The organism is Streptomyces luteogriseus (genome assembly GCF_014205055.1).
In the GTDB taxonomy this organism is placed as follows: Bacteria; Actinomycetota; Actinomycetes; order Streptomycetales; family Streptomycetaceae; genus Streptomyces; species Streptomyces luteogriseus.
The window spans coordinates 5,268,205-5,283,948 of record NZ_JACHMS010000001.1; the positions used below are offsets into that span (position 1 = coordinate 5,268,205).

General features: G+C 70.9%; 11 protein-coding genes. 8 read left to right on the top strand and 3 right to left on the bottom strand.

Translation table 11 applies throughout. The annotated features are described in order from the left end of the window. Positions 1–3 precede the first annotated feature (3 nt). On the bottom strand, positions 4–1,365 hold the full coding sequence (locus BJ965_RS23410) for a glycerophosphoryl diester phosphodiesterase membrane domain-containing protein (protein ID WP_184910458.1): 1,362 nt from the start codon (positions 1,363–1,365) through the stop codon (positions 4–6). A gap of 140 nt (positions 1,366–1,505) precedes the next feature. Here BJ965_RS23410 and mtnA point away from each other — a divergent pair, with 140 nt between their 5' ends. The 7 genes from mtnA (at position 1,506) to BJ965_RS23445 (ending at position 10,726) form a co-directional block, all read left to right on the top strand. Next, positions 1,506–2,654 (top strand): S-methyl-5-thioribose-1-phosphate isomerase, encoded by a 1,149-nt coding sequence (gene mtnA, locus BJ965_RS23415; protein WP_184910460.1) that lies wholly within the window; start codon positions 1,506–1,508, stop codon positions 2,652–2,654. A 245-nt stretch (positions 2,655–2,899) separates the two neighbouring features. Next, on the top strand, positions 2,900–3,589 hold the full coding sequence (gene mtrA, locus BJ965_RS23420) for a two-component system response regulator MtrA (RefSeq protein ID WP_221513203.1): 690 nt from the start codon (positions 2,900–2,902) through the stop codon (positions 3,587–3,589). Between the two features lies 1 nt (position 3,590). Further along, on the top strand, positions 3,591–5,762 hold the full coding sequence (gene mtrB, locus BJ965_RS23425; protein ID WP_246545961.1) for an MtrAB system histidine kinase MtrB: 2,172 nt from the start codon (positions 3,591–3,593) through the stop codon (positions 5,760–5,762). Further along, positions 5,752–7,581: an LpqB family beta-propeller domain-containing protein gene (locus BJ965_RS23430; protein ID WP_184910464.1), complete on the top strand. Its 1,830-nt coding sequence runs from the start codon at positions 5,752–5,754 to the stop codon at positions 7,579–7,581. The genes mtrB and BJ965_RS23430 overlap by 11 nt, the downstream gene beginning before the upstream one ends. A 261-nt stretch (positions 7,582–7,842) precedes the next feature. Next, the gene (locus BJ965_RS23435; RefSeq protein ID WP_184910466.1) at positions 7,843–8,766 is read left to right on the top strand and encodes a ComF family protein; all 924 of its coding nucleotides are present in this window, start codon (positions 7,843–7,845) and stop codon (positions 8,764–8,766) included. Positions 8,767–9,078: 312 nt separating this feature from the next. Continuing rightward, positions 9,079–9,774 carry a ribosome hibernation-promoting factor, HPF/YfiA family gene (gene hpf / locus BJ965_RS23440; protein WP_030837593.1) on the top strand — a complete coding sequence of 232 codons (696 nt, stop codon included), beginning with the start codon at positions 9,079–9,081 and terminating at the stop codon, positions 9,772–9,774. A gap of 205 nt (positions 9,775–9,979) precedes the next feature. Next, the gene (locus BJ965_RS23445) at positions 9,980–10,726 is read left to right on the top strand and encodes a response regulator (RefSeq protein ID WP_030837600.1); all 747 of its coding nucleotides are present in this window, start codon (positions 9,980–9,982) and stop codon (positions 10,724–10,726) included. Positions 10,727–10,792: 66 nt separating this feature from the next. Here the strand turns inward: BJ965_RS23445 and BJ965_RS23450 are convergent, their stop codons facing one another. Then, positions 10,793–11,965: a winged helix-turn-helix domain-containing protein gene (locus BJ965_RS23450; protein WP_184910468.1), complete on the bottom strand. Its 1,173-nt coding sequence runs from the start codon at positions 11,963–11,965 to the stop codon at positions 10,793–10,795. 68 nt (positions 11,966–12,033) lie between these two features. Continuing rightward, the gene (locus BJ965_RS23455; protein WP_184910470.1) at positions 12,034–12,600 is read right to left on the bottom strand and encodes a GNAT family N-acetyltransferase; all 567 of its coding nucleotides are present in this window, start codon (positions 12,598–12,600) and stop codon (positions 12,034–12,036) included. 280 nt (positions 12,601–12,880) lie between these two features. On the opposite strand from BJ965_RS23455, the gene secA reads away from it, so the two are divergent. Next, entirely contained in the window at positions 12,881–15,727 is a 2,847-nt protein-coding gene (gene secA / locus BJ965_RS23460) for a preprotein translocase subunit SecA (protein WP_184910472.1), read from the top strand. Positions 15,728–15,744 lie beyond the last annotated feature (17 nt).

The window sequence follows — 15,744 nt, forward strand, 5'->3', positions numbered from 1 at the left end:
GCATCAGCTCCCCGGGGTGGCGCCGGGGGCGGTGGTGCCGTAGCCCTGGACACCGGCGGCGCGGGCCAGTTCGAGGTCGAGGGCCTCGCGGCGGATGCGCTGGTCGATGTAGAGGAGCACGGTGACGCCGGCCGTGATCGGGAACGTGATCATGGAGCCGATCACCGAGCCGATGCCGCTGATGATGAGGAACGTCCAGCCGAGGCTTCCGACACCGGTGTTGAGCCAGCCGGTGAGGCCGTCGCCGCTGAGGGCCGCGGCGAGCAGGGTGAAGGGGATGACGATGATCGAGGCGACGACGTTCGCGATGAGCGTGGCGAGCAGCTGGATGCCGAAGATCCGCCACCAGGTGCCCTGGACGAGCTTCGCGGAGCGGCTCATGGCCTTCTTGATGCCCTGCTTCTCCAGCATGAGAGCGGGAGAGGCGAGGGAGAAGCGGATCGCCAGCCACAGGGCGACGATGCCGGCACCGATGATGCCGAGGACGGTGAGGGCGACGCCTGCGCCGCTGCTCCCGGCGACGGTGACGAGGAGGCCGGGCAGGGCTCCCACGGTGACGACGCCGACGGTGATGAGCAGCAACACGCAGATGAGGCCGAACAGTTTGAGGACCTGAGGGCGGGCGTCCCGCCAGGCCTCGCCGATGGTCACCGACTTGCCGAGCACGGCGCGGCTGGTGACGGTCGTGAGCAGCGCGGTCGCGATGACGGTGCCGACCAGGGAGATCACGAAGACGACGGAGGAGCTGAGCAGGGCGTCGCCCATGGCGCGGCTCAGCTCGCCGAGGGTGGCGCTGGGGTCGTTGAGGGCTTCGGTGCTGGAGTCGTCCAGGACCAGGCCCTGGAACAGGACGACGATGACCTCGGTGAGGACGGCGACGGTCAGCGAGATGCCGAGGACCGTGCGCCAGTAGGTGCGCATGGTGGAGACGGCGCCGTCGAGGATCTCGCCCACGCCGAGCGGGCGGAGCGGGATGACGCCGGGCTTGGCGGCGGGCGGGGGCCCGCCCCAGCCGGTTCCCCAGCCGCCGGGGCGCCCGGGGGCGCCGTATCCGCTGTGGCCTGCGGGGCCGTGTCCGCCGGGGCCGTAGCCGCCGGGGGGCTGGTTGCCCCAGCCCGGGCCGGGAGGCGGGGGTGGGGGCGCCTGGCCGGGGACGGACGGACCGCTGGGGGCGGACCACTGGGCCGGTGGCGGCTGGTCCTTGGACCACTGCGGGCCGGGGCCCTGCGGGGCCTGGCCGGGCTGGGCCGGCTGGTCCGCGGGTTGTGCGGGGCGGTCGGTGGGCTCGGCGGGGCCGGACTGGTCCGGCTTCTGGCCGTCGGACGGGGCGGATCCGGGCGAGGCCCAGCCCGGAGTGTCGTTCATCGTCGCTCCTTCACGGTGCCCGTCCGCGGTCGCGGCGGCAGGTTGGCAGCCATCGTGCCATGGGGTGGTCTTGGAGTGACCGGCCGCGGTATGGGCTGCGTACCTTCAATTGTCCGCTCGATTGGGGGCAGACTGACGGCATGGCTGATCAGTACGCGCACAGGGGCGATGACAAGCGGCCGACCGAGATCCCGGCGATCCGCTGGGAAGAGCCACCGGAAGGCCCCGTTCTGGTCCTGCTGGACCAGACGAGGCTGCCGGTCGAGGAGGTCGAACTGGTCTGTACGGACGCGTCGGCACTCGTGGAGGCGATCCGCTCGCTGGCCGTGCGCGGGGCGCCGCTGCTCGGCATCGCGGGGGCGTACGGCGTCGCGCTCGCCGCCGCGCGGGGCTTCGACGTGGACGAGGCGGCGGCCGCGCTGGCGGGTGCCCGGCCGACCGCGGTGAACCTGGCCGTGGGCGTGCGCCGGGCGCAGTCGGCGCACGAGGCGGCGCTCGCGAAGGGCGGTGACGTCCGGCAGGCGGCCGCGGCGGCCCTGGCCGCGGCGCGGCAGCTGCACCGGGAGGACGCCGAGGCCAGTGGGCGGATGGCCGAGCAGGGGCTGGCACTGCTGGACGAGTTGCTGCCGGGCGGGGGGCACCGGATCCTCACCCACTGCAACACCGGTTCGCTGGTGTCGGGCGGGGAGGGGACGGCGTTCGCGGTGGCGCTCGCGGCGCACCGTACGGGGCGGCTGCGGCGGCTGTGGGTGGACGAGACGCGGCCGTTGTTGCAGGGCGCCCGCCTGACGGCGTACGAGGCGGCTCGCAGTGGGATGGCGTACACGCTGCTGACCGACAACGCGGCGGGGTCGCTGTTCGCCGCCGGGGAGGTGGACGCGGTGCTGATCGGGGCGGACCGCATCACGGCGGACGGCTCGGTGGCGAACAAGGTCGGGAGCTATCCGCTGGCGGTGCTGGCGCGGTACCACCATGTGCCGTTCATCGTGGTGGCTCCGGTGACGACGGTGGATCTGGACACGGCGGACGGTGCGTCCATCGAGGTAGAACAGCGGTCCGGGCACGAAGTGACCGAGGTGACCGCGCCGCAGGTGCCGGTGGTCGGTACGGAGGCGGGCGGCGGGATCCCGGTGGCGCCGCTGGGGACGCAGGCGTACAACCCGGCGTTCGACGTGACGCCGGCCGAGCTGGTGACGGCGATCGTCACGGAGGAGGGCGTGGTTTCGCCGGTGACGGCCGAGGCACTCGCCGAGGTGTGTGCGCAGTCACACGGGGGCACGGCGGGCTGAGCAGGGGGCTGCGGAGGGTGCGAGGGGCGCGTGCGGGCTCCGGCACCCTCGTTCGCCTGCTCTCCTCGGCCTTGCTCGGTCCTGGGCCCTTGCGCCGCCCTTCCGGGGCCCGGGGACGGGGCCGCCGGGGCCCGCGGCGAGATCATCGGCGGGCGGGCGAGGGCAGACAGTAGCGCTTGCTGCGACTATGGTCACTGGCCGGTGACCTACCTCACCACTGCCTTCGCCACCGTTATGAGAATGGGATGATGTCGTTTATGAAGGGACGAGTCCTTGTCGTCGACGACGACACCGCACTGGCCGAGATGCTCGGCATTGTGCTGCGTGGTGAGGGTTTCGAGCCGTCGTTCGTGGCCGACGGTGACAAGGCGCTGGCCGCGTTCCGTGAGGCCAAGCCCGATCTGGTGCTCCTCGACCTGATGCTGCCCGGCCGGGACGGCATCGAGGTGTGCCGCCTGATCAGGGCGGAGTCGGGTGTGCCGATCGTGATGCTGACGGCGAAGAGCGACACGGTCGACATCGTCGTGGGCCTGGAATCGGGCGCTGACGACTACATCGTGAAGCCGTTCAAGCCGAAGGAGCTGGTGGCCCGGATCCGGGCACGGCTCCGCAGGTCGGAGGAGCCCGCTCCGGAGCAGCTCGCCATCGGTGACCTGGTCATCGACGTGGCGGGGCACTCCGTGAAGCGGGACGGGCAGTCGATCGCGCTGACGCCGCTGGAGTTCGACCTGCTGGTCGCACTCGCGCGCAAGCCGTGGCAGGTGTTCACGCGCGAGGTGCTGCTGGAGCAGGTCTGGGGATACCGGCACGCGGCGGACACGCGGCTGGTCAACGTCCATGTGCAGCGGCTGCGCTCCAAGGTCGAGAAGGACCCGGAGAAGCCGGAGATCGTGGTGACCGTCCGTGGTGTCGGGTACAAGGCAGGGCCGAGCTGACATGTCCGGCGACAGTGCCGCTTCGGCGCCCGGTCGGTCCGGGGCCCGCCCGGAGCGGCCTGTCGGACGGAAGGAGTCCGGCACCCGCTGGGCGCGGTTCCTGGAGAGCGGGTTGCTGCGGGGCGGGGTCCAGGGCAGCCCGGTCATCCGCCTGTTCATGCGGTGGGTGCGCCGGCCGCTGCTGCCCGTCATGCGGCTGTGGCGGCGCAACATCCAGCTCAAGGTCGTCGTCACGACGCTGCTGATGTCGCTGGGCGTGGTGCTGCTGCTGGGCTTCGTCGTCATCGGTCAGGTGCGCAACGGCCTGCTGGACGCCAAGGTGAAGGCGTCCCAGAGCCAGGCCACGGGCGGTTTCGCGGTGGCCAAGCAGCGGGCAGACGAGGCGGCGAGCGGCACCGGCGACGACGCCGCCGCCACGGACGGGCGCCCCGCGCAGAACGTCACACCATGGATGAGCGACCTCGTCTCCTCGCTGTCCAGCGGCGGCCAGGGGGCCTTCGACGTGGTGACGCTCCCGGCGTCCGCCGACGCCGGGGGCGGCCGCGGGCAGCGTGCCTCCGGCGAGGTGGACTGGAGCAGGAGCGTCCCCGCCGACCTGCGCGAGCGGATCGGCAGCAGTACGACGGCCGCGCAGAGCTACACCCGCATCACGTACAACAACCCGACCAAGGACTCCCAGCCGGGCCTGATCATCGGGCAGCAGGTCAACGACCCCAACGGCGATCCTTACCAGCTCTACTACCTCTTCCCGCTCACCCAGGAGGAGAAGTCGCTGAGCCTGGTGAAGGGCACGCTGGCGACGGCCGGGCTGTTCGTCGTGGTCCTGCTCGGGGCCATCGCCTGGCTCGTCGTGCGGCAGGTCGTCACGCCGGTGCGGATGGCGGCGGGAATCGCGGAGCGGCTGTCGGCCGGGCGGCTTCAGGAACGTATGAAGGTCACCGGTGAGGACGACATCGCGCGGCTCGGTGAAGCCTTCAACAAGATGGCGCAGAACCTCCAGCTGAAGATCAGCCAGCTGGAGGACCTGTCGCGGATGCAGCGCCGGTTCGTGTCGGACGTGTCGCACGAGCTGCGTACGCCGCTGACGACCGTACGGATGGCCGCGGACGTCATCCATGAGGCGCGTGTGGACTTCGACCCGGTGACCGCGCGGTCGGCGGAGCTGCTCGCCGACCAGCTGGACCGGTTCGAGTCGCTGCTCGCGGACCTGCTGGAGATCAGCCGGTTCGACGCCGGTGCCGCGGCGCTGGAGGCGGAGCCGATAGACCTCAGGGACGTCGTACGGCGGGTGGTCAGCGGGGCCGAGCCGCTCGCGGAGCGCAAGGGCACGCAGATCAGGATCCTGGGCGACCAGCAGCCCGTGGTCGCGGAGGCCGACGCCCGGCGCGTGGAGCGTGTGCTGCGCAACCTCGTCGTCAACGCCGTCGAGCACGGCGAGGGCAAGGACGTGGTCGTCAAGCTCGCCGCGGCGGGCGGTGCGGTCGCCGTGGCGGTGCGGGACTACGGGGTCGGGCTCAAGCCGGGCGAGGCGACCCGTGTGTTCAGCCGCTTCTGGCGGGCCGATCCGGCACGCGCGCGTACCACGGGCGGTACGGGCCTGGGGCTGTCCATCGCCCTGGAGGACGCGCGGCTGCACGGCGGCTGGCTCCAGGCGTGGGGCGAGCCGGGCGGAGGCTCCCAGTTCCGGCTGACGCTGCCCAGGACCGCCGACGAGCCGCTGCGGGGCTCTCCGATACCGCTGGAGCCCAAGGACTCACGGCGGAACCGGGGCCTCGACGACGCCGGGCTGCCGTGCGGCGGGGACGGCGAGAAGCGGGCGACCGTGCCGGCACAGCCGGTGAGCGGACCGGTGCCGCAGGGGGCGAAGCGGGACCCGATACCGCCGCGTGTCGCCCCCACCGCGGACCCGACGGCGCTGCCCGGCAACGGTTCGCGTGTGGTGCCCAGGCCCGCCTCGGGCACACGGCGGCAGGACGCGTCGGCGGAGGCCGGGCGGCCGGACCCCGACCGGGGCGGGAGCGGCCAGGAGGGGCCCGGGCGCGACGAGGGCGACGGTCGCCGGGCCGGACGGGATCCGGTGGTGAACGGGCCGCGGGACGAGGACAGCGGGGGCGGCCGGGCGACCGGGCCGGGAGACGTGGACAGGCAAGGGGAGGCATCTCGTGGGCGCTGACCGCGAGGGGCGCGGCCGGCGCAGGCCCGCGCGCGTGATGGCGTACGCCGCCGGTGGCGTCCTGGTGCTGGCGGGCTGCGCCTCGATGCCGGACAGCGGGGATCTGCGGGGCGTTGATTCCACCCCGCGCCAGGAGACCCAGGTGCGGGTCTTCGCCGTGCCGCCGGGGGAGGACGCGCCGCCCTCGGAGATCGTGCAGGGCTTCCTGGAGGCGCTGACCAGCGACGATCCGCACTACAAGACCGCGCGCCAGTACCTGACCGGCGAAGCCGCGAAGGCGTGGCGGCCCGAGGCGTCCGCCACGGTGCTGACCGACGGACCCGGCGCCAAACCGGAGGCGGGCGGCGGCGGGGAGGACAGCGGCGAGATCTCGTACATGCTGACCGGCACCAAGGTCGCCACCGTCGACGCGCAGCAGGCCTACGCGCCCGCGACAGGGGTGTACGGCAGGAGCGTGCACCTGACGCAGGACAGCAAGCGGCAGTGGCGGATCGACGCGCTGCCGCAGGGTGTCGTCATCGGTGAGTCGGACTTCCTGCGCAACTACATGTCCGTCAGCAAGTACTACTTCGCCTCGAACACCGACGCGGCCGGGTCGACGTCCCAGCCCACCGCGGTCGCCGACCCCGTTTATGTGCGCCGGCGCGTGGACCCCATGACGCAGATGGTGAACTCGCTGCTCAACGGGCCCACGCGATGGCTCGGACCCGTGGTCAGGTCGAGCTTCCCCACCGGCACGGCGCTGGCGAAGGACGCCGGCGCGCTGACGCCCGACGACCGGAACAAGCTGACGGTCCCGCTCAACCACAGGGCGGCGGGCGTCGGCACCAACCGGTGCCAGGAGATGGCCGCCCAGATCCTGTTCACCCTGCGCAACCTCAGCCCCGCCGTGGACGAGGTCGGCCTGCGGGCCGGCGGGTCGGAGCTGTGCTCGCTCACGCGGGGCGCGGCGGACGCGGCCGCCTTCCGGAGCTCGGCGCGGCACCCCGACTACCTGTACTTCGTGGACGGCAAGCATCGGCTCGTACGGATCCCCACGGGCAACAGCGGTACCGACCCGGACGCGGCGCCGGGGGCGCTCGGCGAGGGCGACACGGCGCTGCGGTCGGCGGCCGTGTCGCGTGACGAGCACACCGCGGCCGGTGTCAGCCTCGACGGCAGGTCGCTGTACGTGGGGTCGCTGGTCTCGGGCGGTTCGCTGGGCGAGCCGCTGCTGCGCAGCCGGGGCCGGGCCGAGAAGGACCGCCTGACGACCCCCAGCTGGGACTCTGACGACGGCCTGTGGGTGGCCGACCGCGACCCCGACCATCCCCGGCTGCTCCTCTTCGAGGAGGGCAAGGGTGATCCGGTGGAGGTGCGGATGCCGCACCTGGACGGACGGATCCAGTCCGTGCGGGTGGCCGCCGACGGGGTGCGCATCGCGCTCGTCGTGGAGAAGGGCGGCAAGAAGACCCTGCTCATCGGGCTGATCGAGCGGGACGGCAAGGAGGGCGGGAAGCCGGCCGTCAGCGTGGTCGAACTGCGTTCCGCGACACCGGAGCTGGAGCAGGTCACCACCATGTCGTGGGCCGGGGACAGCCGGCTCGTGGTGGTCGGGCGCGAGCACGGGGGCGTCGAGCAGATGCGATACGTCCAGGTCGACGGCTCCACGCCGGACGTGCCGGCGCCCGCGGCCCTGACGGGCGTCAAGGAGGTCACGGCCGCCGAGGACGACCAGCTGCCGCTGGTGGCGTACTCGGTGGACGGCATCGTCCGCCTGCCGTCGGGCGAGCAGTGGCAGAAGGTGACGGAGGGGACGGCGCCGGTCTATCCGGGGTGAGGTGTGGGCGCCCCGGTGGCAGGCGGGCCGGGGCGTGCCGGGTACGGGCGGCCGCTCCTGCCGAGTTCGACTCGGGAGGGGTGGCCCTCGGCGTTCCGGGGGTGCGCGCGGGGCTGCTGCTGTGTCTCCGTGTCTCCTGCCTGTGTCTCCTGCGAGGGTCACTCGTGTGGGGGACGCGCTGATGACGGGGCAGCTGGTTGTCCACAGGCCGGTTGTCCACAGGGGTGGCCGAGTCGGGCCCGTGTCGGCACAGTGGAAGTCATGCGGCGCTGGTGGCAGGACCTCACCGACCTGGTGCTGCCGGGCGAGTGCGGAGGCTGTGGAGTGCCTCGTACGGTGCTGTGCGCGCGGTGCCGTGCGGTGCTGTGCGGAGCGGCGGTGCACCAGGTGCGGCCGGTGCCGGAGCCGCCCGGGCTGCCCGTGGTGCACGCGGCCGCCCGGTACGCGGACGAGGCCCGGGCGATGCTGCTGGCCCACAAGGAGCGCGGTGCCCTGGCGCTCGCCGGGCCGCTCGGGGTGGCGCTGGCGGGGGCTGTGCGGGCGGGGCTCCGGCGTGCATCGGCTTCGGCGGGTGCCGGGATGGCGTGGCCTCGGGGCGGCAGGGCTCCTGTACTGCTCGTGCCGGTGCCGTCCGGGCGGCGCTCCGTGCGGGCCCGGGGGCATGATCCGGCGCGTCGGATCGCGCTCGCGGCGGCGGGTGAGTTGCGGCGGAGGGGAGTTCCGGCGCGGGTGGTCGGCGTGCTGCGGCAGCGGCGGGCCGTGGCCGACCAGTCGGGGCTCAACTCCCGGCAGCGGCTGGACAATCTCGCCGGTGCGCTGGCGGTGGCCCCCGCCGGGGCGCGACTGCTCGCCGGGGGACCGGTCGTCCTCGTCGACGACGTCATGACCACGGGTGCCTCCCTGGCGGAGGCCGCGCGAGCCGTACGGGCGGCCTCGTCCGCGACCGGGGTCCCGTCCGGGGCGTCGGGGCCGATTCCGAACGCTGCGAGGACTTCGGTTGTGTACGGGGGAGGGACGTGGGAAGGCAGAGAGGAACAGAACGTCGGATCAAGGCGAGAGAGGACGGGCCGACGGCCCGCCCGGCAGGTGAACGCGGGCGCGGTCGACGCCGGCGGAGTCTTCGACGTGGTGTGCGCGGCAGTGGTCGCGGCATCACCGGACTCTTTCGAAATAAACCGGAACTGACTGAGATCTTGTGTCGTTGCAGGTAACGAGAGGGCCTTTTCACCTGAACGGAGGTACGCCGCAGTAGAGGGTGACGACATCCGTCCGGGCGAGATATGTTCGGTTGAGAGGGAAAGCCGCAGGCCACACCTCTCAAATCCGAATGCCGTGCTGCGGGTTTTTCCTTCATCACTCGCGACGGTGGAGTGGAGATCTCGCTCACGGGGGAGGAGGTGGAAGTCACCGAGTCCGAGGTTCCGGGACTCACCGGAGCCTGGTGCAAAAGGGAGACGCTCCGCACCGAAGCGGAGCGATCCGGGAACGGAGTTCTGCGTGGACATCGTCGTCAAGGGCCGCAAGACCGAGGTGCCCGAGCGGTTCCGGAAGCACGTGGCCGAGAAGCTGAAGCTGGAGAAGATCCAGAAGCTCGATGGCAAGGTGATCAGCCTCGACGTCGAGGTGTCCAAGGAGCCCAACCCTCGGCAGGCCGACCGCTGCGACCGAGTGGAGATCACGCTCCGCTCCCGCGGTCCGGTGATCCGGGCGGAGGCAGCGGCGAGCGATCCGTACGCGGCGCTCGACCTGGCGGCGGAGAAGCTGGAAGCCCGGCTGCGCAGGCAGCACGACAAGCGGTACTCGCGTCGTGGCGCGCGCCGGATCCCGGCCGCCGAGGTCGCCGACCACGTCCCGGGCGTGGCGACACTCAACGGCAACGGCCTCGTGCCGGCTCCCGAGGAGGAGCCCGAGGCCGTACCCACGAAGAAGATCGGCTCGCTGGAAGTGCAGGGTGACGGCCCCATCGTCGTCCGCGAGAAGACCCACGTCGCAGCACCCATGACCCTCGACCAGGCTCTCTACGAGATGGAACTGGTCGGGCACGACTTCTACCTGTTCGTCGACTCCGAGACCAAGGAACCGAGTGTCGTCTACCGACGGCACGCCTACGACTACGGCGTGATCCACCTCAGTACGGACACGATGGTCACCCAGGCGCACTCCCCGGACGCGGGCGGTGCGCTCGGCGGCTGACCATGCCGGGTGACAGCGGAACAGGTGCCCCTGGAGCGCGTGTGCGCCCCCAGGGGCACCCCCGTGCGACCATTTCGCGCCCCGCTCCGGCACCCCGGCGCCGTCCGGGCATGAAATCATGGTGGCCACGGCCCAACCGGTGGGTCGTTGCTCTGGGTTGGCGATGGCTCAGGACCTCAGGCCACAGCCTTCAGGGGGAGGAACGATGGCGGACAGCTTCGGACCGATGCGTGACGAGGGTGCCGGCGACGGCGTCGTCGGCATGGGCCCGGACTCGGGGACTCCACGCAAGGAACCGATCAGAGTCCTCGTGGTGGACGACCACGCCCTGTTCCGCCGTGGCCTGGAGATCGTGCTCGCGGCCGAGGAGGACATCCAGGTCGTCGGGGAGGCGGGCGACGGCGCCGAGGCCGTCGAGAAGGCCGCCGACCTGCTGCCCGACATCGTCCTGATGGACGTGCGGATGCCCAAGCGGGGCGGGATCGAGGCGTGTACCTCCATCAAGGAGGTGGCACCCAGCGCCAAGATCATCATGCTGACGATCAGCGACGAGGAAGCCGATCTCTACGACGCCATCAAGGCGGGTGCGACCGGTTATCTCCTCAAGGAGATCTCCACGGACGAGGTGGCGACCGCCATTCGCGCGGTGGCCGACGGACAGTCGCAGATCAGCCCGTCCATGGCGTCGAAACTCCTCACCGAGTTCAAGTCGATGATCCAGCGCACGGACGAACGCCGACTGGTGCCCGCGCCGCGCCTGACCGACCGCGAACTCGAAGTCCTCAAACTGGTCGCCACGGGAATGAACAACCGTGACATCGCCAAGGAGTTGTTCATCTCCGAGAACACCGTGAAGAACCACGTCCGCAACATCCTGGAGAAGCTGCAGCTGCACTCCAGGATGGAAGCGGTGGTGTACGCGATGCGGGAGAAGATCCTCGAGATCCGCTAGGGCCCGGCCCGGACCCAAGCCCACGGTCTGGGGCAGGGACCACGGTCTCGGTCGGGGCCCACGGTCTCAGCCGAGAAGGCGGGCGAGCTCCTTCGCCAAGGGCTCGCGCAGGTCGGGTGCGTCGACCCGCTCCACGCGGACGTTCGTGCAGTCCACCCAGGTCGCCGCTTCCGCCAGGGCCTGGGCGACCGCCGGCACGGCCTTCGAGCCGTCGAGCGTGACTTGCTTGGCCACCAGCGTGCGGCCCTCGCGGGCCGGGTCCACGCGGCCGACGAGACGCCCGCCGGCCAGCACCGGCATCGCGAAGTAGCCGTGCACGCGCTTCTGTTTGGGTACGTAGGCCTCGAGCCGGTGTGTGAAGCCGAAGATCCGCTCCGTGCGCGCCCGCTCCCAGATCAGGGAGTCGAAGGGGGACAGGAGGGTGGTGCGGTGGCGGCCGCGCGGCGGCGCCTCAAGGGCCGCGGGGTCGGCCCAGGCCGGCTTGCCCCAGCCCTCGACCGAGACCGGGACCAGACCCGAGTCCGCGATCACCGCGTCGACCTGCTCGCCCTTGAGCCGGTGGTAGTCGGCGATGTCCGCCCGGGTGCCGACCCCGAGGGAACGGCCCGCCAGGCCGACCAGGCGGCGCAGACACTCGGTGTCGTCCAGATCGTCGTGCAGCAGCTCCTCCGGGACGGCGCGCTCGGCGAGGTCGTAGAGGCGCTTCCAGCCGCGGCGCTCCACGCAGACCACCTCGCCGTACATCAGGGCGCGTTCGACGGCGACCTTGGAGCCGGACCAGTCCCACCAGTCGCTCGTCCTCTTCGCGCCGCCCAACTCCGTGGCGGTGAGGGGGCCTTCGGAGCGGAGCTGCTTGATGACCTGGTCGTATACGCCATCGGGGAGCTCGTGGTTCCAGTGCGGGCGGTTGCGGTAGGCGCGGCGGCGGAAGGCGAAGTGGGGCCACTCCTCGATGGGGAGGATGCAGGCGGCGTGGGACCAGTACTCGAAGGAGTGCGTGTCCTGCCAGTAGGCGTCCTCGACCGTCTTGCGGCCCACCGCGCCCAGGCGGGCGTACGGCACGAGTTCGTGGGAGCGGGCCAGGACCGAGATGGTGTCGAGCTGTATCGCGCCCAGGTGGCGGAGGATGCCACGGACGCCGGAGCGGCGGTCGGGCGCGCCGAGGAAGCCTTGGGCGCGGAGCGCGATTCTGCGGGCCTCGTCGGCGGTGAGGTCTGCGATGGGGCGCGGGGTGGTCATGGCCGCAGAGTAGGGGGTGGGACTGACAACGAGGCGTGACCTGCGAGTCCGTCCGGGCGGCCGGGCGGTCAGGGCGCCGGCAGGTACGGCGCCGTCGACGGGAGGCCCAAGTCCGAGGGGAGCAGGGAGCCCACCCAGGTGTCCCGGCGTACCCCCTTGTTGTTCGTCGCGGAGCGCAGCGTGCCCTCGATCGTGAAGCCCGCCCGTTCCGCCACCGCGCGGGAAGCCCGGTTGCCGACCTCCGCGCGCCACTCGACGCGGTCCAGCGCGGCGTGGGTGAAGGACCAGCGGCATACGGCGAGGGCGGCCTCGGTGACGTAGCCGTTGGCACGGTGCTCCTTCGCGGCCCAGAAACCGATCTCGCCCATGCCCAGGGCGCGCATGGTGATGCCGAGCATGCCCGCCAGCTCCCCGGAGCGCGGGAAGAAGCCGAAGGTGAACATGGAGCCGTCCGCCCAGCCGTCAGGCGCCAGTTGCTCCGTGAAGCTTCGGGCGTGCTCGCGCAGGTAGGGCGAGGGGATCGTGGTCCAGCGCCGGATGTCGGGGTCCTGGCAGGCGTCGTACACCGCGTCGGTGTCCCGGGGGTCGACGGTGCGCAGCAGGAGACGGTCCGTGGTGAGGGTGACGGGGTCCATCGGCCGATTCTGCTCGGAGGCCGTTCGCGATGCCAGATGTTTGCCGTCGGTGAAGTGGTGGTCACGCGTTGTGCAATTCGGTGGAGAGGTGCGGCACTATCCGAGGGGGCCGCACGTTGTCCCCTTTGAAGCAGACGTGAATCAGAATTGAAGCAGCGGACGGTCGCCGTCACGGCAGGCCCTCCCGGCGCGGTGGGGTCCTCGCATACGATGGCCGTTGCTCAGTAAGTCAAGTGGTAACCGACCGTCCCAGGCCCGACCGGCAAGGAGACCAACCCCCGTGTCCGTCCTCTCGAAGATCATGCGTGCAGGCGAAGGCAAGATCCTGCGCAAGCTGCACCGCATCGCGGACCAGGTCAACTCCATCGAAGAGGACTTCGTCGACCTCTCCGACGCCGAGCTGCGCGCCCTCACGGATGAGTACAAGCAGCGCTACGCCGACGGCGAGACCCTGGACGACCTGCTGCCCGAGGCTTTCGCCACCGTCCGCGAGGCCGCCAAGCGCGTCCTCGGCCAGCGTCACTACGACGTGCAGATGATGGGTGGCGCGGCCCTGCACATGGGTTACGTGGCCGAGATGAAGACCGGTGAGGGCAAGACCCTCGTCGGCACCCTGCCGGCGTATTTGAACGCCCTGTCCGGCAAGGGTGTCCACATCATCACGGTCAACGACTACCTGGCCGAGCGTGACTCCGAGATGATGGGCCGCGTCCACCGGTTCCTGGGCCTCGAGGTCGGCTGCATCCTCGCCAACATGACGCCGGCTCAGCGCCGTGAGCAGTACGCCTGCGACATCACGTACGGCACGAACAACGAGTTCGGCTTCGACTACCTGCGCGACAACATGGCGTGGTCCCAGGACGAGCTCGTCCAGCGCGGCCACAACTTCGCCATCGTCGACGAGGTCGACTCCATCCTCATCGACGAGGCCCGTACGCCGCTGATCATCTCCGGTCCGGCCGACCAGGCCACCAAGTGGTACGGGGACTTCGCCAAGCTGGTCAAGCGCCTCAAGCGGGGCGAGGCCGGCCAGCCGCTCAAGGGCCTCGAGGAGACCGGCGACTACGACGTCGACGAGAAGAAGCGCACGGTCGCCATCCACGAGTCCGGTGTCGCCAAGGTCGAGGACTGGCTGGGCATCGACAACCTCTACGAGTCGGTGAACACCCCGCTGGTGGGCTACCTGAACAACGCCATCAAGGCCAAGGAGCTCTTCAAGAAGGACAAGGACTACGTCATCATCGACGACGAGGTCATGATCGTCGACGAGCACACCGGACGTATCCTCGCGGGCCGCCGCTACAACGAGGGCATGCACCAGGCGATCGAGGCCAAGGAAGCGGTGCCGATCAAGGACGAGAACCAGACGCTCGCCACGATCACCCTCCAGAACTTCTTCCGCCTCTACAAGCGCCACGACCACAACGAGAAGGAACAGCCCGGCCTCTGCGGCATGACCGGTACGGCCATGACCGAGGCCGCCGAGTTCCACCAGATCTACAAGCTCGGCGTGGTGCCCATCCCGACGAACCGGCCGATGGTCCGCAAGGACCAGTCGGACCTGATCTACCGGACCGAGGTCGCCAAGTTCGAGGCGGTCGTCGACGACATCGAGGAGAAGCACCGCAAGGGCCAGCCGATCCTCGTCGGCACGACCTCCGTCGAGAAGTCCGAGTACCTCTCGCAGCAGCTCAGCAAGCGCGGCATTCAGCACGAGGTGCTGAACGCCAAGCAGCACGACCGGGAGGCGACGATCGTCGCCCAGGCCGGCCGCAAGGGTGCCGTCACCGTGGCCACCAACATGGCCGGCCGTGGTACGGACATCAAGCTCGGCGGCAACCCCGAGGACCTCGCCGAGGCGGAGCTGCGCCAGCGCGGCCTCGACCCCGAGGAGCACATCGAGGAGTGGGCGCACGCCCTGCCCGAGGCGCTCAAGCGCGCCGAGAAGGCCGTCCAGAACGAGAAGGACGAGGTCGAGAAGCTCGGCGGGCTCTACGTGCTGGGCACCGAGCGGCACGAGTCGCGGCGCATCGACAACCAGCTGCGCGGTCGTTCCGGCCGGCAGGGCGACCCGGGCGAGTCCCGGTTCTACCTTTCCCTCGGTGACGACCTGATGCGGCTGTTCAAGGCCCAGATGGTCGAGCGTGTGATGTCGATGGCGAACGTCCCGGACGACGTGCCGATCGAGAACAAGATGGTCACGCGCGCGATCGCCTCCGCCCAGTCGCAGGTCGAGCAGCAGAACTTCGAGACGCGCAAGAACGTCCTGAAGTACGACGAGGTCCTCAACCGCCAGCGCGAGGTCATCTACGGCGAGCGGCGCCGCGTCCTGGAGGGCGAGGACCTGCACGAGCAGGTGCAGCACTTCATGGACGACACCATCGACGCCTACGTCCAGGCCGAGACCGCCGAGGGCTTCCCCGAGGACTGGGACCTCGACCGGCTGTGGGGCGCCTTCAAGCAGCTCTACCCGTGCAACGTCTCGATCGAGGAGCTGGAGGAGGCGGCCGGCGACCGGGCCGGGCTGACGGCCGAGTTCATCGGCGACTCCATCAAGGACGACATCCACGACCAGTACCAGGCGCGTGAGACGCAGCTCGGCTCCGAGATCATGCGTGAGCTGGAGCGCCGGGTCGTGCTGTCGGTCCTGGACCGCAAGTGGCGCGAGCACCTCTACGAGATGGACTACCTCCAGGAGGGCATCGGCCTGCGCGCCATGGCGCAGAAGGACCCGCTGGTCGAGTACCAGCGCGAGGGCTTCGACATGTTCACCGCCATGATGGAGGGCATCAAGGAGGAGTCCGTCGGCTACCTGTTCAACCTGGAGGTCCAGGTCGAGCAGCAGGTCGAGGAGGTCCCGGTCGAGGACACCAAGCCGGTGGCCGACCTCGAGAAGCAGGACGCGGTGCCGGCGCAGGCGGGCTCCCGCCCGGAGATCCGTGCCAAGGGACTCGACGTCCCGCAGCGGCGCAACCTGCACTTCTCCGCGCCGACGGTCGACGGCGAGGGCGGCACGATCGAGGGCGACTTCACCGAGGACGGCGAGCCGGTGCGCTCCGAGGCCGACGGCCTGACGCGCGCGGAGCGGCGCAAGCAGTCGCGGGGCCGGGGTCGCCGCAAGAAGTGACGGTTGCCGAGGCGCCG

What these genes read in the sequence shown, in the direction of transcription:
- BJ965_RS23410 (WP_184910458.1), bottom strand. Translation starts at nt 1,365, where the DNA reads ATGAACGACACTCCGGGCTGGGCCTCGCCCGGATCCGCCCCGTCCGAC.
- mtnA (WP_184910460.1), top strand. Translation starts at nt 1,506, where the DNA reads ATGGCTGATCAGTACGCGCACAGGGGCGATGACAAGCGGCCGACCGAG.
- mtrA (WP_221513203.1), top strand. Translation starts at nt 2,900, where the DNA reads ATGATGTCGTTTATGAAGGGACGAGTCCTTGTCGTCGACGACGACACC.
- mtrB (WP_246545961.1), top strand. Translation starts at nt 3,591, where the DNA reads ATGTCCGGCGACAGTGCCGCTTCGGCGCCCGGTCGGTCCGGGGCCCGC.
- BJ965_RS23435 (WP_184910466.1), top strand. Translation starts at nt 7,843, where the DNA reads ATGCGGCGCTGGTGGCAGGACCTCACCGACCTGGTGCTGCCGGGCGAG.
- BJ965_RS23445 (WP_030837600.1), top strand. Translation starts at nt 9,980, where the DNA reads ATGGCGGACAGCTTCGGACCGATGCGTGACGAGGGTGCCGGCGACGGC.
- BJ965_RS23450 (WP_184910468.1), bottom strand. Translation starts at nt 11,965, where the DNA reads ATGACCACCCCGCGCCCCATCGCAGACCTCACCGCCGACGAGGCCCGC.
- BJ965_RS23455 (WP_184910470.1), bottom strand. Translation starts at nt 12,600, where the DNA reads ATGGACCCCGTCACCCTCACCACGGACCGTCTCCTGCTGCGCACCGTC.